We start from the raw sequence: 24,958 nt of genomic DNA, 5'->3' as shown, positions 1-24,958 counted from the left end.
TATTCCTCCGTAATCTTATCATTTACCGCAGTTTTGTATCTTCTCATCCAAGTCCTTTAAAAACAGTGGTCTATAAATATAGAAATCCTTCCACCGCTTTATGTTCACAGTATACTTTATCCCGAAATTATCAGTTATCTCAGCTTTCATGCTGTCATTGACACCATTTGTGCTGTGAACTATGGTCTTGAACTCTCTAATATCCGTATATTTTATAAGCAGTTTAGCCTTAGGCACATACATATATCTGTCAAGTAGATAAAAGGTCTTGTATTTGAACTCGCTTCCCTCTATCTCGCTTTCCAAAGCCAGCATATCCTGAGCGTCAAATTGCTCCAGCCTTGCAAGGTTCCCTCTGTATTGTTTTACCTGCCTTTTAAATCCTCTTATTCCGATAAAAAGCAGGATACCCAGAAAAATTATCAGAAACCCACATAGCACGAGCATATCCCATGCACTCTGCTGTTCTTTTACAAGCATGACCGATAACCCACCGCCAACGCCTACTATCAGCGCCATAAGTGTGCTGATAGCCGCCGACGTTACAAGCTTAGCCTTTGACGGCACAAGCTTTCTGTAAAGCCTGCTCTGGCTCATAACTTCATTCATCAGAACTGCTCTAAAAATCTCATATCGTTCTCATAAAGCAGACGCATGTCATTGATGTTGTATCTGCCCATTGTTATTCTTTCAAGACCGATACCAAATGCAAATCCGCTGTAAACCTCAGGGTCAATGCCACAGCCCTCAAGTACCTTAGGGTGTACCATACCTGCGCCGAGAAGCTCTACCCAGCCCTCCTGCTTGCACATTGAACAGCCCTTGCCATGGCAGTTGAAGCACATAAGGTCAACTTCAGCAGAAGGCTCTGTGTATGGGAAATGGTGCGGACGAAGTCTTATCTGAGTGTCCTCGCCGTAAAGACGCTTCATAAGAAGCTCCAGCGTACCCTTAAGGTCAGCCATAGTGATGCCCTTGTCAATAACAAGACCCTCTATCTGGTGGAACAGCGGTGAATGTGTAGCGTCCACTGTGTCAGAACGGTAAACTCTGCCCGGTGAAATGATTCTTATAGGCGGCTTTCTCTTCTCCATAGTTCTTATCTGAACGGAAGAAGTCTGTGTTCTAAGAACAACGTTCTCATTGATGTAGAATGTATCCTGCGTATCTCTTGCAGGGTGAGATTTAGGCATATTCAGTGCCTCGAAGCAATAATGGTCTGTTTCTACCTCAGGGCCGTCCACAATATCAAAGCCCATGCCAAGGAACACTTCCTCTACCTCTTCAAGAGTAGCGTTCAGAGGGTGAGGTCTGCCTATTCTTGTTTTCTTGCCCGGAAGCGTAACGTCTATAGCCTCTTCTGTAAGCCTTACCTGCTCCATTTTGCTCTTAAGCTCTTCCTTACGCTTATTGAGAGCATTCTCGATATCAGCTCTTACCTTGTTTGCAAGCTGACCGATAACAGGTCTTTCCTCTGCGGAAAGCTTGCCCATTTGCTTAAGTATGGAAGTTATCTCTCCCTTTTTGCCAAGAAATCTTACTCTGAAATCTTCCAACAGCTTGGCGTCATCAATATGTGAAAGTTCTTCTTTCGCACGCTCGTCAATGCTTTTCAACTGTTCTTTCATTACTTATCCTCCTATAAAAATAAGCCCTGCCCCGACTAAACAGGACAAGACTTTGAAATTCTTGTTTATACCACCTATCAGTAAAGAGCCAACACTCTTCCGTCCTTAACGCAGACAGACGTTCACGCTTACTAAAGATTATCTCTCATTCGGCATGACCACTCGCAAGTGAACTTCATTTTGTCAGGATATAAAGCCGCTTTCAGAAAACGCACACACGCCGCAGCTTCTCTCTGAAGACCCTTAGCAAAACTACTCTCTCGGTCATAGTGTTTTAAGTGTATTGATACAATAATATGTTATCACATTCTGCCCCACATTTCAAGGGCTTAACAAAAAGTTTACAACTACAGCCCATGCTTGTGCAGCCTGTCCCACTTCATATCCTCCTCGGAGTAATAATCGTCCTCCTCGTCCTCTATCTTGTTGTATTCCTTGTGTGGATAACCTATCTTCTCATAAAAGTCATTGATAAGCACAAGCTTGCCCTTAGTGTCCTGAAAGCTCAGAGCTATCATACCGTCCTCAGGCACAAAAGCTTTCTCCCTGCCCTCTTTGTCCTTTACCACAAAGCTTGACTTCTCCACATTTTTCAGCACGCAAACGAGTCTGCCCTTATTCGTCTGATAAGACTTCTCTACCTCCTCATAGTAAAGGCATATGTGCAGATAGCTTTTAGAAAGCCCCATGCGTTGAGAGTGTTCAATGTGATCCTCATATATCCTCGTGTAAACATCAGCGTCCCGTGAAAGCGAGTAATACCAGTACATAAGTCCGCCCACAGAACAATTGCAAGCCCCCAGCAGTATAAGCAGAACCTTTGCAAAGACTGCACTTGCAAACACCGCACCAATTATGATGATAACGATCCCAAGCAGGATATTCTTATACATATTCCTCTGCATTTTCCTGTGTTCTTCAATATCATGTGCCGCCTTGACCTGCCTCTCCGCCCTTGACAGCTTCGGAGGATATTCATAAACCGCCTGCAAAACATTCACCTCTCAACTCTTTGACTTTTCCATAGCAAGCACAGATTTTGTATAGCGTTTTTGCTTTCTAACAGAATGAAAAAAGTCTCTTATTATCATTTGAACTTTCAAAATCTTTTGATATCAACGTTCTTAACGTGTCTCTACACTCCTCAATTTGTCTATACAGGATTGTGTTTTCCGCTCTTAGTTCTTCAATCTTGTCAATCATTTTATGGTTTAATGACATAGATTGTGTCAACAGATCATACATCTCATGATACGTTCTATCTCTCATATGATACACCTTCTTCCTTATATTCTAATAAAGGAAATACGTTGCCCAACAAGGATTTGAATTAACAAGGTGTCCATTCGGACAATCTTCAATGTAAACTACATAATAAACATCTCCTCTTGTTTCATACAGATAATCAAGTTTTCTTTTATACAATGCAATTGTATCTGCCAAACCTTTTTGCGTGTATGGTATTGCATATACGGCATCATAACTTGACTCATCAGGAACAAGTTTGTTTTCAAGCATCACAAAATATTCTTCTAACGTATTATAATCTATGCCATACTTCCAAAACTCCGTATAATGTTCCTTAATATACGTTGCTTTTTCTCTTGAATATGCTGTAAGTTCTGCCTTCATAGCATCAATATCAGCCTGTGTGATTTTGTCACTCTTCTTAGTTGTCGCCGTCACGACCCCCGAATACTTGCCATAGTGATTATTATTCGTCTTTTTGTCGTCCTGCTTGCAAGCCCTTATCTTGAACTGATACTTTGTCGCAGGCGCAAGTTTCTTCACAGTGTAGCTTGTCCCTGTGGTCTTGCCTATCTCTTTCCATTTGCCTTTTATGTTCTGATAAATGCGGTAATTTGTACAGCCTATCTTCGTCCAAGAAAGCTTAACGCTGTCAGTGCCAACACTGCTTACCTTTAGCCCCTTGCAAGCCTGCGGATTGGTCGCCGTGTTCCAGTTTGCGGAATATTCTCCGTAAACTTTCTTGCCCTTTACAGTCTTGTATGCTCTTACTTTAAAATTTTCTCTCGTTGCATTAGGCAGCTTCTTAACTGTGTAGCTCGTACCCTTGCAATCCCCAAGCTTGTTGTACTTGCCGTTTTTTCGCATATAAACAGTGTAACCGCTCGCACCCTTTACCTTGCTCCATTTGAGCTGTATCTCACTGTTTGAAAGCGTCTTAGATTTAAGCCCCGTTACCTTGCCAACACTCGCCGCTTCCGCAACGATAGCCGTCTGTGAGAATATCCCCATATCCTCCGCCGCAGGTACAACAGCCCCTGTGCCCATAAGCATTGCCGCCATAACAACAGCCGCCGTTTTCTTCATACCATTCTTCATAAAAAGCACCTCTCCCGATTCTCTATAATTCCCCATATGTCATGGTAATATTATATAATACCATAAAGCCAAATATTTGTCAATACTTTTACAAAAAAATATAAAATGTTGAAAATTGCAAAATAAAATATCCTGCAAAATTCCGTAGGGGCGAACACTGTTCGCCCGTCGAAGCAACAAACAAAAAGCACAACACCCACCAAGAGCATTGTGCTTTTATCATATCTAAATCAATCAGCTATTCTTCTTGCTGTCATTCTCTCTTATCTCAACACGGCGTATCTTACCGCTGATAGTCTTAGGCAGCTCGTCCACGAACTCAACTATTCTAGGATACTTGTAAGGCGCAGTTGATTGCTTAACATAGTTCTGAAGCTCCTTAGCAAGCTCAGGAGAAGCAGTGTAGCCCTTTGCAAGCACGATAGTAGCCTTAACTACCTTGCCTCTGATAGCGTCATCAGCCGCCGTGATAGCGCACTCCAGTACAGAAGGGTGTTCCATAAGGATACTCTCTATCTCGAAAGGTCCTATACGATAGCCCGAAGCCTTGATAAGGTCGTCCGTTCTTCCAACATACCAGTAGTAGCCGTCATCGTCCATGTAAGCAGTGTCGCCTGTGTGATACATACCAAATCTCCAAGCATTGTCCGTTGCCTCAGGGTTTCTGTAATACTCCTTGAACAGCGCAGGGTTTTCGCCCCTCTTAGCGTAAACAACGATCTCACCTGTCTCGCCTACCTTAACAGGATTGCCCTCGTTGTCAACTATACCGATGTTGTAAAGCGGTGTAGGCTTACCCATGGAGCCCGGCTTTGGCTCCATGCCGTAAAGATTGCCCACAAGCACAGCGCCCTCTGTCTGACCAAAGCCCTCCATAAGCTTAAGACCTGTGTACTCATACCACTTGTTGAATACCTCAGGGTTAAGAGCCTCACCGGCGATACAGCTATATTTCAGTGAAGAAAGGTCATAGTTTTCAAGACCCTCCTTAATGAAAAATCTGTACATTGTCGGAGGTGCGCAGAATGAAGTCAGCTTGTAATCCTGAATTACTTTCAGAACGTTTGCAGGAATAAATCTGTCGAAGTCATATACAAAAGTTGTTGCACCGCAGATAAACTGACCAAACATCTTGCCCCATGCACACTTAGCCCAGCCTGTTTCAGAAACAGTAAGGTGCAGTGAGTTCTCGTCAAGATGATGCCAGTGCTTAGCAGTGATAATGTGTGCCGCAGCCAGTGAATACTTGTGCAGTACCATTTTAGGATATCCAGTCGTACCAGAGCTGAAATACATAAGCATTGACTCAGTAACGTGTGTTTCGATCCTCTCAAAAGTCTTTGGATACTTGTCCATTTCGCTGAGAAAATCTATCCAACCCTCTTTAGCACCGTGAGTGATAAACTTCTCTTTCATGCCGCTGTACTGCTCAAGAGCTGAATCCACCTGATTAGGAACATCGTCCTCCGCAGTTGCCACGATATAAGATATAGACGCAGCGTCAAAGCGGTAAACATAGTCTTTTTTCTTGAGCTGACAAGTTGCAGGCACAAGGATAGCGCCTATCTTCATAAGACCGTAAGCAAGGAACCAGAACTCATAATGACGTTTAAGAACAGCCATAACAAAATCGCCCTTCTTAACTCCGTGTGCCAGCATCATGTTAGCCACCTGACTGCTCTTTTCAGAAAGATCCTTGTAAGTGAAGATATGCTCCTCACCCTCCTCGTTGACCCACTGCATAGCCACCTTATCAGGCACGTTCTTAGCCAGCTCGTCTATAACGTCATATGAGAAGTTGAAGTTCTCAGGCAGGTCAAGCTTAAAGCTTTTAAGTCTGCCCTCGCTGTCAAGCTCCTCGTCAACAAACCTCTTGTAAAAATCAGCCATTACAAAACTCATATATGAAATCCTCCGTTTTAATTATATCCTGTTTATCTCATGACAAATGCTCACTATGTCCTGCGGAACTTCCGCAATATACTTCGCACCTGCATTTTCAAGTTCTTCTCTGCCCCTGAAGCCCCATTCACAGCCAATGCAGTCAAGACCCGCATTTTTTGCCGTCATAACGTCCACATCAGAATCGCCGATAAGCACAGCTTCCTCAGCCTTGACCCCAAGCGTGCCAAGAATATTGTATATTATCTCAGGCGCAGGCTTTGTCGGAACACCGTCCTTTTTGCCCTCGATCAGGTCAAAATCTTTCTCACCGAAAATATTCTTTACAATGTAGTTCACAAAGCCGTCCGGCTTGTTTGAAGCCACCGCCGTCATAATGCCCTCATTGCGAAGCGTGTCAAGCACCTCGCAGATATGCTCATAAGGCTTGGTCTTGTTCACACATCTCTTGTTGTATTCCTCAGAGAACTCAGCATGATACTTTTTGATGTTCTCCTCGCTTCTCAGCTTCTCAGGCAAAGCCCGCTCAACAAGCTTCAAAGTACCATTTCCCACTAAATGCTTGTAGGTATCATAATCAAACACAGGAAACCCATATCTCTCAAGTACCGCGTTCATGGCGTCACCAAGATCATAAATAGAATTTACAAGCGTTCCGTCCAAATCAAAAATAAATAGCTTTTTCATAAAACCAGCTATACAAAAAGCCTTTCCTCCCTCCGACTTTCCATAAACTTGTCGGTCACCATGCACTAATTTTTACACTTATCGCAAGTTTATACACATATCATAACTTTGTACACTTATCATAAGTTTGTACATCAATCGCAAATTTATACACTTGTCTAAAAATCACGAGATTTATTATACACTGATATTGTGGCTTGTTTATGAACATACACACCTGTAATTGTTAAATTAAAATTCACAAAGATATCTATGTGATACATATTTGTGTGAATAAGAGAATTGTTTTAAGCAAATATAGTCTGTTCAGCGAATATTTTAAGCCCTATACATATTAAAATAACTCCCCCAACTATCCTTGCCTTGCTTTTGAGTTTTCCGCTGAATTTGTTACCAAGCATAAACCCACAGAACGATAAGGCCGCCGTAACAACACATATAAAAGCTGCCGACCTGACTATGCCCACACCAAGTGCCGCAAAGCTTATGCCCACAGCCAGTGCGTCCACAGAGGTGGCAAATCCCTGCAAAAGCACCGCCCCGAAAGTGAGCCTGCCCCCTGTCTGAATCTCATCGTCCCCCGAACCGCATATCATGTTCAACCCTATGAACCCAAGCAGTATCAAAGCTATCCAGTGGTCGAACCTCTCTATGTACTCCGCAAAATTCATGCCCAGCGCATAGCCGATCGCAGGCATTATCCCCTGAAAAAGCCCGAATATGATACCGCACATCAATGCTCCCCTGACTCTCCCCTTTCTGACACAAAGCCCATTAGTCACCGATACCGCAAAAGCGTCCATAGAAAGTCCACACGCAGTAAGAAAAAGCTCAAAAATACTCATATAATCCCCCTGTATAATGTATAAAAACAGCTTTACATTCAATCTTGACTTTCCTTATATTTTTATCTGCACCCACACTTTTTACACCTGCTACCACACCTTTTCTGTAGAGGCGAACAGCGTTCGCCCATCGAAGCAACAAACCCATGCTTTCATCAAATAAAATAGCCCCTACTCAACAAAAAAACGCCATCCCCGTAAAATACAAAATAACATCTTTGCATTTTCCGAAAACAGCGTCATACCGTTATATTTTGTTAATCCTCACACTTTGAAGCAAGAAGCGAGCTGTATTGATTTCTGAACTGCTCAAATCTGCCCTCGTCAAGAGCCTCTCTTATCTTCTCCGTGAGCGTGTTGTAGAAATACAGATTGTGCATTACTGCCAGCCTGCCGCCCAACTGCTCCTCAGACTTGAACAGATGACGAATGTATGCCCTGCTGTGATTACGGCAAGCAGGACAATCGCAATGCTCGTCAATAGGTCTAGGGTCAGTTTCATACCTTTTATTAGTGATGTGCATAATGCCGTTCCATGTGAACAGCGTTCCGTGACGTGCATTTCTGCTTGGCATTACACAATCAAAGAAGTCCACGCCTCTGTAAACAGCTTCAATTATGTTTGTCGGTGTGCCAACGCCCATAAGATATCTCGGCTTATCCTTTGGCATAAAAGGCTCGACCTTTTCTATAATGTTATACATTACCTCAGTAGGCTCACCCACAGCCAGACCGCCAATAGCAAAGCCCGAACAGTATTCCATTTCTCTTATGCGCTTCATATGCTCGATACGCAGATCCTCATAAGTACAGCCCTGATTGATACCGAACAGCATCTGATGCTTGTTTATAGTCTCCTCAAGTCCGTTGAGCCTTTTCTGCTCAGCGACACATCTCTCAAGCCACCTTACCGTTCTATCACAGCTTGCCTTTGAATAGCTATGCTCAGCAGGGTTTTCCACACACTCGTCAAACGCCATTGCGATAGTAGACGCAAGGTGCGATTGTATCTGCATACTCTCCTCAGGACCCATAAAAATCCTTCGTCCGTCAACATGAGAGTTGAAGTACACGCCCTCCTCTTTGATTTTACGCAGCCTGGCCAAAGAAAATACCTGAAATCCACCGCTGTCTGTAAGAATAGGCTTGTCCCAGTTCATGAACTTGTGAAGTCCGCCCATTTTGTATATAATGTCATCGCCCGGTCTGACGTGCAAATGATAGGTATTGCAAAGCTCCACCTGCGTTTTAAGTTCGTTTTTCAGATCAATGGAAGAAACTCCACCCTTTATCGCCGCAGAAGTTCCCACGTTCATAAATACAGGCGTCTGTATAGTTCCATGAACAGTTTCAAACTGCCCCCTGCGTGCAGCACCCTCTTGTTTTAATAATGTAAACATAAATTCTCCTTATAAATTATTTTTTCAGCCTATTCCATATCATACAGCTTCATAGTTTCAATATTTCTGTACTCATGCTTTTCATAATATCCAATAAGCTCTCCCGCATCATTTCTGAGAGCTATCATATAAACGTCCTTATTTTCCTTTTCGTTGCGGAAAGTATACACCTTGTTGTTGCCCTTGTCCTTTTTGAACCATGCAATGACCTGCTCTATCTTGTCATTAGAATCCCCGTTGTGACAGCCCTTTATGGACCTGCCCACAAGAGCCGCTCCTCCACGCTTTTCATATCTTTTGACCGCTGTCGGATTCATATATACTATCGTATGCTCAAGGTCGCAAATAACCACAGGTGCATCGTCTGCGTCAATAACGCTCTTAAAAAAGTTATTTTCCATTTCCGTTCTCCTTTATGATATCATTCCTGCCCCTTATTCCTTTAAGCACCATATCCAGAGGCACACCAAATATTTTTATGCAAAGCACCAATACAATAGGTATCGCTGTAAGTGCCAAATAAAGCTCCCAACGTTCAGGAAAAGCCTTTGCAAGATATGCCTGATAACCATAGTATGTGAGCATATAAACTATAGTTCTGTGCCAGAAGTACACCTGCAAAGTCCTGGAGCCGCACTTTGTTATCAGTGGAATCTTCACATCAAGCCCAATACCAAGCACCGCCAAACAAAGCAGTGCCGAGATACCCATAACAAGAAGCCTGCTCAAAAAAGTGCAATCCATGTCCGTTGCTTCAGATATGGCAAAATAAGAGTTTCTTCCCGTAAGGAGCATTCTCAGCGGATAAACAAGCTTTGTTTTTCCAAAGCAGAAATAAGTCCAAATGCCTATCACTCCCAAGGACAGCACCCTTACATACCACTTTTTCACAAAATCAGCCACCTTTTCAGGGTCAAGCACATATCCGCAGTAGTAAAACGGGAAAAACACCACTATCCTGGATAGCTCATATTCATCGCCCACGCTAGGGTCATACCCTGCCGCAAGTGCCGTCACCATAGCCGCCGTAAGCACCGCCCAAGGTCTGCTGTTTCTTAACAGATAGCAAAGCCCCATAAACGCCGCCATTGCGAACATATACCAGTATACACCGTCGCCGCCCAAAAGGTCAAAGAAAATCTCGCCATCACTGTTTTCCTTGTCAAAATCCGTCTGAAATCTCACCTGCGACCAATAATTCAGGCATTTCATTAACATTCCGATAACAACAAATCCAAGCGTCTTTCCAAGCACTTTCCTGCCGTCATCATGTCCCCTGTTGAACAGTCCTGATATGAATAAAAACAACGGCATATGAAAAGCATACAGAAACACAAATGCGCCGCTAAAAACCTTTGCCTGCGGTACACCTGTTTCACCGCCGCCGTCACCAAAAAGCTTGACAGTGCTGTCGTCTATCAAATGCCCCAAGACCACAAGCACTATAAGCAGAAATTTCAGATTGTCATATAAATACAGTCGTTTCTTCTCCCCTGACTTAACGTCATTCATATAGAAAAAAACCTCCGTAGATAAAAGCTTGAACTAGGATTATATTTAACAATAACCTAATTTCTAACCGCTCACTCAGATATTATGAGCATACAATCACCAAAGCTAAAAAATCTGTACTTCTCTTCAACCGCTATCTTATAAGCATTCATAGTGTTCTCGTATCCCATAAATGCAGAAACAAGCATTATAAGCGTGCTTTCAGGCAGGTGAAAATTAGTAACAAGTCCGTCAAGCACCTTGAACTCAAAGCCAGGATAAATAAATATCTCCGTGTAACCGTCACATGGAACTATCTTTCCGTCATTGAATGCCGCCACGCTCTCCAGCGTCCTGCATGAAGTAGTACCCACCGCAATAACACGTCCACCATTTTTCTTCGTTTCGTTTATCATGTCTGCAGTTTCACGGCTAAGCTCATAATGTTCCCTGTGCATCTTATGGTCAAGGACCTTGTCCTCCTTAACAGGTCTGAACGTGCCAAGACCAACGTGCAGAGTAACATACGCAATGTTCACACCCATTGCCTTTAAGTCCTCAAGCTGTTGTTCAGTGAAATGCAGACCGGCAGTCGGCGCAGCAGACGAGCCAAGCTCATGAGCATAAACCGTCTGGTATCTGTCCTTGTCCTTCAGCTTTTCAGTAATGTAAGGCGGCAAAGGCATCTGACCTATCTCGTCAAGTGTGGCAAAGAAATTCTCCTCGCACTCAAATCGTGCGATACGGTTTCCGTCCTCCAACACATCAATTATCTCCGCTTTCAGCTTTCCGCCGCCGAAAACAAATCTTGTGCCGATCTTGGCTTTTTTGCCAGGTCTGCAAAGGATTTCCCAGACCATGTTCTCTTTCTGCTCCACAAGCAAAAACTCAATGAACGAGCCTGTGTCCTCACGCTCGCCGTATATCCTCGCAGGAAGCACCTTTGAGTCGTTAAGCACAAGCAAGTCACCTTTTTTGAGATAATTGCATAGATTATAGAAATGGTCATGAACCACCTCTCCCGTCTGCCTGTTTATCTTCATCATTCTCGAAGCATTTCTAGGCTCGACAGGGGTCTGTGCAATAAGCTCCTGCGGCAGGTCATAATAAAAATCCGATCTTTTCATGTTGTTGATATCAAGCATTTTAAATATCTCCTATTTACTTAAAATATAATAATTATAATAATGTAGGCAACGGCGTCCTCTACGTCCCACTCTCACCATTCTCAAAGTTCTTATTCCAACAACTGTCAACATTCTTTAAAGCCATTTAATTTCATATAAACTTATTAATTTACAGAAAATTAAAATATTTTTATCTATATGTATTGACAGAACGCTAAATATTTGTTATCATTAAACAGAACAGATAGAGGTGCAGTTGAAATGAGTATCATTTTTCGTGTGACCCCACACAACAGCGTCCCAACGCCTATGGTAAATGAGAAAGGTAAAACTGCCGAAGCGGAGTATCGGGAACACTCTTGCTGACTGTTAGTTTAATAGACTATCAGTTGTCATCATTACAAATGGTGGAGTGCTATCGGCATAAATTTTTATGTCAACATTCTTATTATATTGTATGATGAACTGGTTTTCAACCAGTTTTTTTATTATTTGTTTATTTTTTATGTTTTGTGCAAAATAACATTTGAACAGCGGCATATTTTAGTGTATAACGCCAAAGAAAATTGTTACCATGGCACAGGAAAAGGAGTTTTAATATGAAAAAGTACAATGTCGGTATCATCGGTGCAACAGGAATGGTAGGTCAGAGATTTTCTCTGCTTCTTGACAAACACCCATGGTTCAATGTAGTATGCGTTGCCGCTTCACCACGTTCAGCAGGCAAAAAGCTCAAGGACGCAGTTGCAGGCAAGTGGAAGCTTTCAGAGCCTCTGCCGGAAGCTATCGGTGAGCTTACAGTTCTGAACGCCGAGGAGGACGTTGAGAAGATCGCTTCAATGGTAGATTTCGTATTCTGCGCAGTTGATATGAAGAAAGACGAGATAAGAGCCCTTGAAGAAAAGTATGCAAAGGCTGAATGCCCTGTTGTATCAAACAACTCCGCACACAGACATACTCCTGATGTTCCAATGGTCATTCCTGAGGTAAACCCTGAGCATATCGAGATAATCGCTTCACAGAGAAAAAGACTTGGCACAAAGAGAGGATTTATCGCAGTTAAGTCTAACTGCTCACTCCAGTCTTACGTTCCTGCTCTTGCACCTCTTATGGATAAGTATAAGGTAACAAAGGCTCTTGCCTGCACATATCAGGCAATTTCAGGCGCAGGCAAGACATTTGAAAGCTTCCCTGAGATCCTTGACAACGTTATCCCTTATATCGGCGGCGAGGAAGAAAAGTCTGAGAAAGAGCCTCTTAAGATCTGGGGTCATATCGAGGGCGACGTTATCGTTGACGCAACAGCTCCAGCTATCACAACACAGTGCCTGAGAGTTCCTGTTTCCGACGGTCACACAGCAGCAGTTTTCGTATCATTTGAGAATAAACCTTCTAAGGAAGAGATTCTTCAGGCTTGGAAAGATTTCAGCGGTGTTCCACAGGAGCTTCAGCTTCCAAGCGCTCCAAAGCAGTTCCTTAACTACTTCACAGAGGACGATCGTCCACAGGCTAAGCTCGACAGAAACCTTGAGGGCGGCATGGCAGTTTCTATAGGCAGACTGAGAGAAGATTCACAGTATGACTATAAGTTCGTTTGCCTTTCACACAATACACTGAGAGGTGCGGCAGGCGGAGCAGTTCTGCTGGCCGAGCTTCTTGCAGCAAAGGGCTATTTTGACTAATATAACACATATATACGCACGAAAGGAGTGCTGTTTATGAAAAAGACTATTTTCACAGGCGCAGGCGTTGCTATCGTTACACCTATGAACGCTGACGGCTCTATCAACTTTGACAAGCTGGGTGAGCTTATCGATTTCAACATCGACAACGGCACAGACGCTATCATAATCTGCGGAACAACAGGCGAAAGTGCTACCATGACAGATGAGGAGCATATCGAGTGTATCCGCTATGCTGTTGAAAAGACAAATCACAGAATTCCTGTTATCGCAGGCACAGGCTCAAACCATACAGAGTATGCCGTAAACCTTTCTAAGAAGGCTGAGGAGCTTGGTGCTGACGCTCTGCTTTGTGTTACACCTTATTATAATAAGACTTCACAGGCAGGACTTATCGCACACTTCTCCGCTATCGCAAAGGCTGTTACACTGCCTATCATTCTTTACAACGTACCGTCAAGAACAGGTGTGAACATTCTTCCTGAGACCTGCCGTGAGCTTGCAAAGATAGACAATATCGTTGCTATCAAGGCAGCAAGCGGAAACATCAGCCAGATAACACAGGTAGCAGCTCTCTGCGGCGATGACCTTGATATCTATTCAGGCAACGACGATCAGATCGTTCCTATCATGGCTCTGGGCGGAAAGGGTGTTATCTCAGTTCTTTCCAACTGTATGCCATTTGAAACACATGAGATCACACAGCTCTGCCTTGATGGAAAGTATGAGGAAGCAAGAGAAAAGGTATTCAAGACCCTTGGTTTTGCAAAGGCACTTTTCAGCGACGTAAACCCTATCCCTGTCAAGGAAGCTCTTAATCTTATGGGCTTTGAGGTCGGCGAGTGTCGTCTGCCGCTTGTAAGAATGAGCGATGATAAGATAGAAAAGCTGAAAGCGTCAATGAACGCTCTCGGACTTATCAAGTAAAATATACAAAGGGCGGAGAAATTCGCCCTTTATGTTTACCGTTATAAAAATGTACTAATGTAAGGGTTGGCGTCCCCGACAACCCAAACGCTGTCTTTGACATTATCACTTACGTTTATCTACAAATCAAAAAGAAAAGGAATGATATAAATGACTAAGATCGCAATATGTGGCGCCTGCGGAAAAATGGGCAGGTTCATATATGACGTTATGTCAGAGCGTGACGACTGCACAGTAAGCGCAGGTATCGACAAGTTCGGCGAGGCTTATGCAGACTTCCCTGTTGTAAAAGAGCCTGCCGACCTGCCTGAAAAGCCTGATGTAATAATCGACTTCTCACACCCTTCCGCACTGGACGGACTTCTCAGCTATTGCCTTTCAAACGGCACTGCCCTTGTAATAGCTACCACAGGCTATACAGAAGAGGATACAGCGAAGATACACAAGGCTTCCGAGCAGATACCTGTTTTCTTCACATTCAACATGACCCTTGGTATCAATCTTCTTGCAAATCTTGCAAAAACTGCCGCAAAAGTTCTTGGCGGTCAGTATGATATCGAGATAATCGAGAAGCACCATAACCAGAAGATAGACGCTCCGTCAGGCACAGCTATCATGCTTGCCGACGCAATAAACGAGGAGCTTGACAACAAGTATCACTATGTTTACGATCGTCATTCTGTAAGAGCAAAGAGAGAAAAGACAGAGATCGGTATGCACTCTGTCCGTGGCGGCACTATTGTTGGCGAGCATGAGATAATCTTTGCAGGCAGAGATGAAGTTATCTCACTCAAGCATGAGGCTCATTCAAAGCAGGTTTTCGCTGTGGGTGCAGTGAATGCAGGCGTTTTCCTTTGTGGAAAGCCGGCAGGACTTTACGCAATGAGCGATCTTCTTGCTTCACTTTAATTAAATATCAGATACATTGGGCGTCCTTGACGTTCCACTATTTCAGAGATTTTTTACACTCTCAGGCTGCTGTTTTATACGGCAGCCTTTTTTCATACAAAAAAAATAGCCGTGCGTGATTTTTTCCGCACAGCCATTTCATTACATATTCTTATCAAGCTCCAAAGTCGTTTTCTCACGCTTTGTGAGCTTTTTCCATTGTGCTTTGTACTCTGCATAGACCATTTTCCACTCGGCTTCATCAGGAACATATCCACCGAAGCAGGTCTTTTCAAAAAGATCTATAAGACCACCAAGCTCAACTCCACGCCTCTTAACAAGATATTCTCTTATCATTTCAGGCGTGTATCCAGATAGCTTGTCATTAGAAGCTATGGTCAAAAGCCTTACCACCCGCCTGTAAAGCCTTATGACCTTTTCTCCGTTATCTCTGAATTTAAGTGACAGTCTGAAAAATACCTCGATAATTCTGTTAAGGAATACGAAAACCACAAGCACAAACGCTACACCGATAAACAGTGCGATCCTGCTGAAATAGCTTACAAAAGTTGAAACATCAAAGTTCGTACCATTTGCACTGTAGTCACGCTGATAGCCCGGAACTGTCGGGTCAAAAGTCATCCAGCCAATGCCTGTGATAAAGACCTCTACAAAAGCGTGAGCGTGGCTATCTCTTACCACAAACTCTCCACGTTCATTCTTTTCATATGCTGCAAAGCCCTCAACATACCTTGCTGGAAGTCCCAGCATTCTCGCCATAAGCGTCATGCTTGTGGCATAGTTCGTGCAGTTTCCACGCTTGCTCGTGAAAAGAAAATATGCGATAGACTCATCGTCAGGCTCATACTCGTTATCGTAAACATAGCCGTTCTGCTCAAAATAATCCACAAGCGCCTGAGCTTTCTCATAATCATTTTTGCAGTTTTCCGTTATGTTTTTCGCAAGAGCCTCCATTTTTCCGCCTTTATCGTCATATGCAGAAACATCTGTGTACAACGCATATATCTTATAAATATTCCGCACTTGTTTTGATGTGACATCTCCGTTTGTCAAACCATAAGAAAGCAGCAGTTTGAACTGATTTTCGGTCATATCAAGATTTGCCGCAGCCTGTCTTTCGCTCTCCGTTTCAGGGATATACTCAAAGCTAATGCCAAGCTTATTTCCTGCGGTGTCATATGGTCTGTAGACCTCGCTGTGAGTTGTTTTGATATAAACGTTGTTCTCCCCTGGGGTTATCATCAGTGGAGCAGGGATATAGCTAGGGGCAAAGCTGTCGCTGAACTGATTCATGACTGCCTTTTCACTGAACAGATCATCAGGAAACTGTGACCTGTCCACGCCAAGATCCTTGGTGTAATCCTTATCTGCAAGTGACTTTGCTATGCTGTAAACATAGCTCGGTGAGTTCACCTCGTTGTCACCGTAAAGATGAACATTTTTGTCAATATCAAAATCGTAGAAGCTATCGTCTGTTACCCACTTCTCGTTTCTGAAAAGGTCAAAGGATTGTCTGCGGAGGTAAATGACCTGTTCATCAGAGGTTGTGGTGAAGTTGAAAAGTATCTCGCCCGTTGCGTCTGCGCCAAATCTTGGGGAAGACTCATCACTAAGATTGTCATATGTGCCACTGCTTTTGATATTCACATCAAAGAAGTTGCTGTTTTTTTCAAGATAAGATGTCTTTGAGGAAGTCGGCATAAGCATTGCAAGCGCACCCACAAGGGTAACGAAAACCGCCGATGCCGCCACATAAGAGCCGTTTATAACAAGGTCATGCTTGCTCTCGTCTGAAACAAGTCTGCTGTGCACCATAAGTGCAATGAACACAGTGAGCATTATGGTTATGTCAAGAGTATCCATTGAGTCGGCACGCTTTCCGTAAATAAAAAACGGAAAAAGCACAACGAGCATCGTTCCAAAGCTTCTATAGCGCACAATGGTGAAATAGTAAAGCACCGAAATGATAAAGAAGCCTAGTCCCACAAACAGAAAGTAGAAATATTCATCTATCTGACCTATCTCCTGCCTGTTTACATAAAACCAATTGATAAATGATTTTCCAGAATGTTCAAATCCAGCACGAAGAAGCTGAAAGCCCAAAAACAGCACTGCCACCATAAGGGCGGTATAGACAAGACCTCGCAGGACTTTTTTCGGCTTCAGCCACTCAAAAAGAGCAAACAGCAGACATTCATAGACCACATATCCAAAAGTATAAAGTCTGACATTGTCTACAAGATAGGTCTTAAAGATTATGTTCATGACCACTGCTCCAAGGAGCAGCGGCAAAGCATATTTTGAAAGAATATTCACAAGGGTGTTTTTTATCTGAGCAGTTTTAGTATTCAAAAGCCACACCCCCTATGTCATTTTACGAAACTCGAAAGTTTCGTCTACAAGCCACATATTTTCTGTCTGCTTATCAAGACCGCTAAGACGTGTCACTACAAAAGAGCCGTTAAATTCTTCCATGAGAGAAGAAAATTCCCCCTGAGAAGTCGCCATGCAGGCTGTGAAGCAGATAGGAGCTGTCTTGCCTATCTCATGAGAAAAGGCAAAACGCTTTTCCTGCGGATATGGTGCTATTGCCGCAAGATCGTTTTGAAGCTCTATTATATCACCTGCCTGCTTTATTTTCATGCTTTTCCAGCCGTCAAGATAATAATTATACTCACTCTCAAAACCCTCCATGATAAGCATTGAAAGCATTGCAAGGCTCGCTTCGACTATATTATCAATATTCATAGCAAACATAGGGTCATGATTTTCGCTTGGTATATCAAGGAAAAACGCCTGACTTGAAGCCGTGACCTTTTCATCAAGGCGCACCATAAGCTCGTCACGCTTTGATGAAAGCTTCCAGTTTATTCTTTTCAGCGGGTCGCCTATCTCATACTGTCTGTGGTCATAGCCCGGAACGCCTGTAAGACCAAGTGCATTTTCATCTGATTCGCTTTCGTTATCGTCAAATGAAGCGTTCTCGGAAGTTGCTTTAAGAAGCTCTGTTTGAGAGCCAGTGTCAGGGATATTCGGCATTATCTTTATTTTTCCCACGGCTTTTTCATAACGTGAACTGTCAAGGTGCAGGGTGATTATTCCAAGATAGTCATGCAAACGTATGCTTTTTATTTTCACTGTGCCAAGACCTGCATAGCGTGTTTTCAGCTTAACGCTGACGCTTTGCTGTCTGCCGCCTGCCACGATAGTTTTAAATTCAAGTGGGCTTACAGCACCGATATTATCTGAACACTCTGCCGTTACCTCAACAACGCAAGAGGGAATAATGCGTATTGCATTTAAAAGCATTATGTCAGCGTCAAACTCCTCGTTCTTTGCACTTATTTCTGTGGAAAGCTTTATGGCTGCCACAAGTTTACACTTGGTAATGAGAAGTGCCGCAAGAGATATCACAAAAGCTATAGCTAAAAGATAAAGCACAAGCGTACCGCCGCTTCCGTTTATATAAACTCTAAGCAGTATCGCCACCGCCACGCAGGTAAGATAACCTAAAAGATTTTTCATGGGGTCATATCCTCTATTTCTCTATTGCGTCAGGTGATTTTACTGTAAGAGCGATATTTTCAAGAGCTTTCCTTTCATTTTCAAAGGCGGATTTGCCTTTAGGAGAAAGCATAAGTCTATGTGCAAGAACGTCAGGCATAACAGCCTTGACATCATCTGGCATGACAAATCCTCTGCCCTGAACAAAGGCATAGGCTTTTGAAGCTTTGAGAAGTGCGATACTTCCACGGGGAGAAACGCCAAGCTTTACATAATCTGAATTTCTTGTTGCGGTAACAAGGCTCAGGATATATTTTCTCACAGAAAGCTCTGCGGTCACATTTTCAGCGTAGCCCATAAGCTCACGGACGTTTTCAAGGGTCATGACAGGCTGGATATTCTTTGCAAAGCCTGATCTTTCGGCTCTTGACATGATATCAAGCTCATCATCATATGAGGGATAGCCCATTGATATCTTCATAAGAAATCTATCCATTTGGGCTTCAGGCAAATGATAAGTGCCGTAAGTTTCCACAGGGTTTTGTGTGGCAAGCACCATAAAGGGCAATGGAAGTTCATGAGTTTTACCGTCAATGGATATCTGATGTTCTTCCATGACTTCAAGCAAGCTTGACTGAGATTTTGGGGAGGCTCTGTTTATTTCGTCTGCCAAGAGGAAATTGCACATTGCCACACCCTCTTTATACTCAAGCTCATGAGTTTTCTGGTCTATCATAGAAAAGCCAACGATATCGGACGGCATAACGTCAGGGGTAAGCTGGATACGGTTATATTTGCCGTCCACTGACCTTGCAAGGGCTGATACAAGCTGAGTTTTGCCTACTCCAGGCACGTCCTCGATAAGAACATGACCGCCGCAAAGCATGGCTGTGATTATTTTAAGCACAGAGTCGGTCTTGCCGACGATAACTTTTTCGATATTATCTGTGAGAAGTTTTACCTTTTCGTTCAATTTTTTTATCCCCCTTTTTATCAGGTGTTCTGTTTGGTGTGAGCGATATCATTTTTCTTTTTAAAAGCACCACATTTTCGATACCTGTGGTATGCGGGAACATATCAACGGGCTGGATAAGCTGTGCTTTATAGCCTATTTTTGCAAGAAGCTTCAAATCACGCTCGAGAGTTTCTATTTTACAGGAAACGTAGACTATCTTTTCAGGTCTGAGTTTGCCCAAGGCTTCAACAAATTCTTCTGTTGTGCCTGCTCTTGGAGGGTCAAGGAAAACTGTATCACAGCTCTCCCCTGCCTGCGCAAGCTTTGTCATGAACTCACCTGCGTCCTCATTATAAAACCTGATATTGTCAAGCTTATTGAGCTTGGCATTTGAAACTGCGTCCTTTACGGCTTCGGCATTAAGCTCAACGCCTGCCACGTCTGCACCGCTTTTTGCGGCGATAAGACCGATAGTACCTGTTCCGCAATATGCGTCGATAACTTTATCGCCTTTTTTAAGCTCTGCGCAGGAAACTGCTTTAGAATAGAGCTTTTCGGTCTGCTCGGAGTTTACCTGATAGAAAGAATGAGGTGAAATTCTGAATTTACAGCCGCACATCTCGTCGGTGATATAGCCTTTGCCGTACATTATAATATCACGGTCGCCCAAGGTAAGAGGAACTCTGCCTTTATTAACGTTTTGGACGATAGTGGTTATATACGGGTGTTTTTCCGTGATAGCTTTAACGAAATTTTTCTTTGCAGGAAATATGGGGGTAGCTGTAACTAGCACGAGCATTACCTCGCCTGTTGTTTGGGAGGTACGGATAAGGGTATGCTTAAGAAGACCCTGATCACTTTCCTCGTTATATGGAAGGATACGGAAGTCAACCATAAGCTCTTTAAGGGTAGCGACTATTTGCTGTGCTCTTATATCCTCCAAAAAGCAATCGTCAGTTATTACCATGCTATGGATAGAGGACTGATATACTCCTGAGACGATACGCTTTGAGCTATTGACCTTATAGACAGTTTGGACTTTATTGCGATAATTATAGGGGTCGTCCATAGTTATTATCTGCTGAGGTCTGCAAAAGCGACTCAACATTCTATCGGCTTTTGCCTGCTTCCATTCTATTTGCTGGGCGTAGACCTTATCCAACTGACAGCCGCCGCAACGTTTAAAGCAGCTACATTTTTTCTCGCCTGTTGACTTATCGATAGTGGTATGTTTATTCATCACATTTACTCTTTTCATTATGTATAAATTTTATTTTAAGTATACCATTTTATATGAATAATGTCAACAAAGGCGGTTATAACAATTAAATTTAGCAGTATGCTCATGGGGTATAGCTAAGGTGTGTCGGTATAAATATTCAATTTTCAAGCTTCAGACGGAGTGCAGGAAGTGCTTTTCTGTGCGATCAGAACTTCTCATCGTGTTCACCTAACTCACGTTGACAAAATGTTTCCTCATACACTGTCGCTCCGCAAGGTTTCCGATTTGTGGTGAAACCTCTTCTACTTATACACGAAAAGTGGATATTTTGTTGCACAAAAAATGCAACAATTGCAGAAATGTTGCCAAATTAAATTATAAATCATTTGTTTGCACAAATTTGGGGTGGGGGAATTGGGGAGATTGACGGGAAATTAATTCACTTTTTAAAATATGATTTCATAATTTTACAGATAGCAGTGTTGTTTTCTTTCTTAATATCTTCAAAAATTTCATTTGTAATTACATTTTTCAAAACTATATTTTCTTCCTTTTTTACAGCCTGAAAAACAGCACACACATTTCCGTCATACAGATACGCAAATGTCCTAACTTCTTTTTTATTTATTAAAGACGCATTTTGCTCAGTTACAAAATCTTTTATTATATTCTTTGGTATTGTATAAAATTTAAAATTCATTTTTCTAGTTACATCTTTAAGATTACAAGCAGATTTTGTTTTTACACATATTAACACCAATGATACATTACTAATGAACAAAAGAACGTCGCAAAAATAAGGAATGTAGCCATAGACTAGAAATATCGCAATATTAAAAATACCAATTAATAATATAAATACTGACGATAAAAAGAATTTATCATATTTAAACAAATATATTATGATTGCTATAGTCCAAATAAAAGCACATAGTATATTTAGAAACCTTAACCACTCAAGTGGACCATACTTTGCCGAGATGGCATAAACAACCAAAATGAGAATTATTACTATAAAAGCAATAAAAGTATAAAATAAAGGATATAAAATCTTTTCCTTTATTTTTAGCTTTTGGTTCACTTTTACAAAGTTAAAAGGATCAACTAAATCATCTTCGCCTAATTTACTGATATAACAATCATAATCAGCTAATTTTTTATATAAAAAATCACCAATTTTCTCTTTTTCGTGATTATCTATATAAGCCTTTAACTCTTTTCTTTCTTTAATATCAACGAATAAATATGCTTCATAAAATTTGCTGTAATCTAAAACCGGATTATCTAACAATTTTATTAGATCAACAATTTTTTTAATAGCCTTGTCAGCTTGACGATCACATTTGTTCATATCCAAAATTATTGTTTTTTGAAGCAGTTTAAAAATACTTACAACTACAAAAATAAGGATACTCGTATATATAGTATCCTTATCCAATGTAGGTAACAAAGCTACATATTCTTTCAAACTCATTATTTTATCCTCCTTGATGAAAACATTTTATTTTAAAGACTATTATAGCACTAATTATCTTATTTGTGGGGAAAATTTTTGTACACATAAGCAGAAATTTGAATAAAATATTATATTTTCATTACGATATATCACAATGCGATAGTAAAAAATTCAACACTTAAGAAAAGACAATATATACAACACATCTTAATATCCGTGACATACAGATTACTAACCATATTCTAACGTGGAGCGTGACTGCTTCTCTATGGTCTGCGCCACGTAGTAGCTCAGATTTCAACTCACAAGCTCACGTGGAGCGTGACCAAGGCAGGGAAAGGAGAATTATCATGACTAAGATTTCAACTCACACGCTCACGTGGAGCGTGACTGGATAACGGCATGGGCTAGACATGAACTTTTTATTTCAACTCACACGCTCACGTGGAGCGTGACGGGGGAAAAATATGAAATTTCCTCAACGTGGGAAATTTCAACTCACACGCTCACGTGGAGCGTGACGTATGCTTTTATTTTGAGTTATAAGGCTACTAGCATTTCAACTCACACGCTCACGTGGAGCGTGACATTTTAGTGAGTATTTACCACTTTGGCGGTAAATATTTCAACTCACACGCTCACGTGGAGCGTGACCCTATGGCATATCTTAGAAAATCTTTATCCATAAATTTCAACTCACACGCTCACGTGGAGCGTGACGCAGTATGTGAGCAGGAAATAAAAGGTTACTTTAATTTCAACTCACACGCTCACGTGGAGCGTGACTTAACGAACCTTATAAAATTTTGGTAAAAGATTATCATTTCAACTCACACGCTCACGTGGAGCGTGACTAGATATTTCATAATGATTAAAAGATATATCATCATTTCAACTCACACGCTCACGTGGAGCGTGACTTCATGTTTTAAAGGGATTGATAAAACGTTGAGAATTTCAACTCACACGCTCACGTGGAGCGTGACCATTTTTGCGGTTGCCACGTTGCAATTGACGGAATTTCAACTCACACGCTCACGTGGAGCGTGACAGAACAATTTCAAAAACGCTAACAAATGCAATAATTTCAACTCACACGCTCACGTGGAGCGTGACACAGAAAATGCAAACAGTTTAATTGATTTAGGTATTTCAATTCACACGCTCACGTGGAGCGTGACGTATTTACAAATCTTGACAACAGAACCATTTTCATTTCAACTCACACGCTCACGTGGAGCGTGACTGTACAGATTAGACAATTTTTAGGTCAACAAACATTTCAACTCACACGCTCACGTGGAGCGTGACCTGTTCAAACTTTCTCATCTGAGCGTGAGCAGTATTTCAACTCACACGCTCACGTGGAGCGTGACTCTTGCCACAGGTGCTGCGACAGGCCAGTTTTCAATTTCAACTCACACGCTCACGTGGAGCGTGACCTGACGAGCTGGGCGCTTATGACCGTTGGGAACTGATTTCAACTCACACGCTCACGTGGAGCGTGACGCTAACGGGTCGATAATGGCAGTTTTTCCCTATATTTCAACTCACACGCTCACGTGGAGCGTGACAGTCGTCAGGATAGTTTGTAATAGGGGTATCATATTTCAACTCACACGCTCACGTGGAGCGTGACAAAGGGCAAGTGTCACGTCTACGTTGACAACTACATTTCAACTCACACGCTCACGTGGAGCGTGACGCAGCTGTAACAACGGCACTTGCGGCAAATGTTGATTTCAACTCACACGCTCACGTGGAGCGTGACCGGCGAAGCCCTGAAACATATCATTGTTCCGAAAATTTCAACTCACACGCTCACGTGGAGCGTGACGTGGTAGTAGGCTCAGTTCAGACCCTTATGCGTATTTCAACTCACACGCTCACGTGGAGCGTGACATAACGATAAGAACAGCCGCCTCAGACCCATAAATTTCAACTCACACGCTCACGTGGAGCGTGACCAAGGCAGGCATGAGGTTGATAGTTGCGTTGGCAATTTCAACTCACACGCTCACGTGGAGCGTGACGGTGGATAGGCACTGGGAGAAACGTTTTGAAAACATTTCAACTCACACGCTCACGTGGAGCGTGACCTGTTCAAACTTTCTCATCTGAGCGTGAGCAGTATTTCAACTCACACGCTCACGTGGAGCGTGACTCTTGCCACAGGTGCTGCGACAGGCCAGTTTTCAATTTCAACTCACACGCTCACGTGGAGCGTGACCAGTTCATTTTCAGTGGTTCGCCATGCTTTTTCATTTCAACTCACACGCTCACGTGGAGCGTGACATTTACGGTGCATTATTTTTTGGCGATTATGACCATTTCAACTCACACGCTCACGTGGAGCGTGACCGGCTATATGGACATGATGGCAAAGACCGCCCAGATTTCAACTCACACGCTCACGTGGAGCGTGACACTTGATGTTGTGTATATCTGGTGCTTGCTCAACGTGATGCGGACTTATTTTTTTATTTAATGGGTATCGGTTTGATTTTGTTCACTGTGCGTTCACAAATAGCATGGCATTTTCATGCGAACTTACTAGGGATTTGTGAATCACTTGGGGTACGCTGGTCAAAATATTAGGACGCCTTCAGGGTCATAGGTCTCTTTGGTGCCGTAGTGTTCTACTCTATGCTTCCAATTGTTGCCTAAGTAATATATCCGCAGACTATCATGCTTTGGGTCTATTATTTTCAGAAGTTTATCTTTCACTTTCAGAAAAGTGCCATAGTCTACGTCTATTTCAAACACGCTGTTCTGCACTCGCTGACCATAATTTTGACACTCTTTCGACACTTTTCTCAGCCTTGTTTTACCCTTATTATCTGTTGTTGATACATCATAGCTTACTAAGGTCATCAT

20 protein-coding genes, 1 CRISPR repeat array and 1 riboswitch are annotated in these 24,958 nt (G+C 42.5%); of the genes, 3 read left to right on the top strand and 17 right to left on the bottom strand.

Going from position 1 to position 24,958, the window contains the following annotated elements; genetic code table 11:
• Positions 1–18 precede the first annotated feature (18 nt).
• The 11 genes from AB5Z01_RS01125 to queA all read right to left on the bottom strand — a co-directional run bounded on the left by AB5Z01_RS01125 (position 19) and on the right by queA (position 11,444).
• Complete coding sequence (locus AB5Z01_RS01125; protein ID WP_270762504.1) at positions 19–609, bottom strand: hypothetical protein; 591 nt, start codon at positions 607–609, stop codon at positions 19–21.
• Positions 609–1,628, bottom strand: a complete 1,020-nt coding sequence (gene pheS / locus AB5Z01_RS01120; protein ID WP_022288228.1) for a phenylalanine--tRNA ligase subunit alpha — start codon at positions 1,626–1,628, stop codon at positions 609–611. The genes AB5Z01_RS01125 and pheS overlap by 1 nt, the downstream gene beginning before the upstream one ends.
• 347 nt (positions 1,629–1,975) lie before the next feature.
• Positions 1,976–2,629, bottom strand: a complete 654-nt coding sequence (locus AB5Z01_RS01115; protein ID WP_368365213.1) for a hypothetical protein — start codon at positions 2,627–2,629, stop codon at positions 1,976–1,978.
• Positions 2,630–2,921: 292 nt separating this feature from the next.
• Positions 2,922–3,974 carry a fibronectin type III domain-containing protein gene (locus AB5Z01_RS01110; RefSeq protein WP_368365212.1) on the bottom strand — a complete coding sequence of 351 codons (1,053 nt, stop codon included), beginning with the start codon at positions 3,972–3,974 and terminating at the stop codon, positions 2,922–2,924.
• 234 nt (positions 3,975–4,208) lie between these two features.
• Complete coding sequence (locus tag AB5Z01_RS01105) at positions 4,209–5,876, bottom strand: AMP-binding protein (RefSeq protein WP_195220330.1); 1,668 nt, start codon at positions 5,874–5,876, stop codon at positions 4,209–4,211.
• A 21-nt stretch (positions 5,877–5,897) separates the two neighbouring features.
• Positions 5,898–6,563, bottom strand: a complete 666-nt coding sequence (locus AB5Z01_RS01100; protein WP_041337309.1) for an HAD family hydrolase — start codon at positions 6,561–6,563, stop codon at positions 5,898–5,900.
• Positions 6,564–6,850: 287 nt separating this feature from the next.
• The gene (locus AB5Z01_RS01095; protein ID WP_287215554.1) at positions 6,851–7,408 is read right to left on the bottom strand and encodes a manganese efflux pump MntP family protein; all 558 of its coding nucleotides are present in this window, start codon (positions 7,406–7,408) and stop codon (positions 6,851–6,853) included.
• Between the two features lie 257 nt (positions 7,409–7,665).
• The gene (gene tgt / locus AB5Z01_RS01090; RefSeq protein WP_347503755.1) at positions 7,666–8,808 is read right to left on the bottom strand and encodes a tRNA guanosine(34) transglycosylase Tgt; all 1,143 of its coding nucleotides are present in this window, start codon (positions 8,806–8,808) and stop codon (positions 7,666–7,668) included.
• Positions 8,809–8,837: 29 nt separating this feature from the next.
• Complete coding sequence (locus AB5Z01_RS01085; protein WP_368365211.1) at positions 8,838–9,209, bottom strand: fatty acid/phospholipid synthesis protein PlsX; 372 nt, start codon at positions 9,207–9,209, stop codon at positions 8,838–8,840.
• Positions 9,199–10,320 carry an acyltransferase family protein gene (locus AB5Z01_RS01080; RefSeq protein WP_287215558.1) on the bottom strand — a complete coding sequence of 374 codons (1,122 nt, stop codon included), beginning with the start codon at positions 10,318–10,320 and terminating at the stop codon, positions 9,199–9,201. Before AB5Z01_RS01080 ends, AB5Z01_RS01085 begins: the two co-directional genes overlap by 11 nt.
• 71 nt (positions 10,321–10,391) lie before the next feature.
• Complete coding sequence (gene queA, locus AB5Z01_RS01075; RefSeq protein WP_022286924.1) at positions 10,392–11,444, bottom strand: tRNA preQ1(34) S-adenosylmethionine ribosyltransferase-isomerase QueA; 1,053 nt, start codon at positions 11,442–11,444, stop codon at positions 10,392–10,394.
• 219 nt (positions 11,445–11,663) lie between these two features.
• Positions 11,664–11,852: riboswitch (Lysine riboswitch) on the top strand.
• A gap of 173 nt (positions 11,853–12,025) precedes the next feature.
• Here queA and asd point away from each other — a divergent pair.
• The 3 genes from asd (at position 12,026) to dapB (ending at position 14,944) form a co-directional block, all read left to right on the top strand.
• Positions 12,026–13,108, top strand: coding sequence for an aspartate-semialdehyde dehydrogenase (gene asd / locus AB5Z01_RS01070; RefSeq protein ID WP_022286925.1), 1,083 nt, complete (start codon positions 12,026–12,028; stop codon positions 13,106–13,108).
• A gap of 36 nt (positions 13,109–13,144) precedes the next feature.
• Positions 13,145–14,035 (top strand): 4-hydroxy-tetrahydrodipicolinate synthase, encoded by an 891-nt coding sequence (gene dapA / locus AB5Z01_RS01065; protein ID WP_046441406.1) that lies wholly within the window; start codon positions 13,145–13,147, stop codon positions 14,033–14,035.
• 150 nt (positions 14,036–14,185) lie between these two features.
• Positions 14,186–14,944, top strand: coding sequence for a 4-hydroxy-tetrahydrodipicolinate reductase (gene dapB, locus AB5Z01_RS01060; RefSeq protein ID WP_022286927.1), 759 nt, complete (start codon positions 14,186–14,188; stop codon positions 14,942–14,944).
• A gap of 141 nt (positions 14,945–15,085) precedes the next feature.
• Here the strand turns inward: dapB and AB5Z01_RS01055 are convergent, their stop codons facing one another.
• From AB5Z01_RS01055 to cas2, 6 genes are all read right to left on the bottom strand, one after another.
• Positions 15,086–17,296, bottom strand: a complete 2,211-nt coding sequence (locus tag AB5Z01_RS01055; protein WP_287216387.1) for a transglutaminaseTgpA domain-containing protein — start codon at positions 17,294–17,296, stop codon at positions 15,086–15,088.
• Positions 17,297–17,308: 12 nt separating this feature from the next.
• The gene (locus AB5Z01_RS01050) at positions 17,309–18,469 is read right to left on the bottom strand and encodes a DUF58 domain-containing protein (protein ID WP_287216386.1); all 1,161 of its coding nucleotides are present in this window, start codon (positions 18,467–18,469) and stop codon (positions 17,309–17,311) included.
• Between the two features lie 13 nt (positions 18,470–18,482).
• A complete protein-coding gene (locus tag AB5Z01_RS01045; protein ID WP_022286930.1) occupies positions 18,483–19,421 on the bottom strand; it encodes a MoxR family ATPase in 939 nt (312 codons plus the stop codon).
• Positions 19,390–20,643 (bottom strand): 23S rRNA (uracil(1939)-C(5))-methyltransferase RlmD, encoded by a 1,254-nt coding sequence (gene rlmD, locus AB5Z01_RS01040; RefSeq protein WP_368365210.1) that lies wholly within the window; start codon positions 20,641–20,643, stop codon positions 19,390–19,392. The genes AB5Z01_RS01045 and rlmD overlap by 32 nt, the downstream gene beginning before the upstream one ends.
• 421 nt (positions 20,644–21,064) lie before the next feature.
• Positions 21,065–22,099, bottom strand: coding sequence for a hypothetical protein (locus AB5Z01_RS01035; protein WP_117904362.1), 1,035 nt, complete (start codon positions 22,097–22,099; stop codon positions 21,065–21,067).
• A gap of 209 nt (positions 22,100–22,308) precedes the next feature.
• A CRISPR array of direct repeats spans positions 22,309–24,508; the repeat unit is 32 nt; unit sequence ATTTCAACTCACACGCTCACGTGGAGCGTGAC.
• A 159-nt stretch (positions 24,509–24,667) separates the two neighbouring features.
• Complete coding sequence (gene cas2, locus AB5Z01_RS01030) at positions 24,668–24,958, bottom strand: CRISPR-associated endonuclease Cas2 (RefSeq protein WP_041337298.1); 291 nt, start codon at positions 24,956–24,958, stop codon at positions 24,668–24,670.

The sequence above is a fragment of the Ruminococcus sp. RTP21359st1_H3_RTP21359_211015 genome (genome assembly GCF_040909065.1).
In the GTDB taxonomy this organism is placed as follows: domain Bacteria; phylum Bacillota; class Clostridia; order Oscillospirales; family Ruminococcaceae; genus Hominimerdicola; species Hominimerdicola aceti.
Note: the sequence above shows the minus strand (reverse complement) of the source record. Positions and strands in the feature narration are given on the sequence as shown.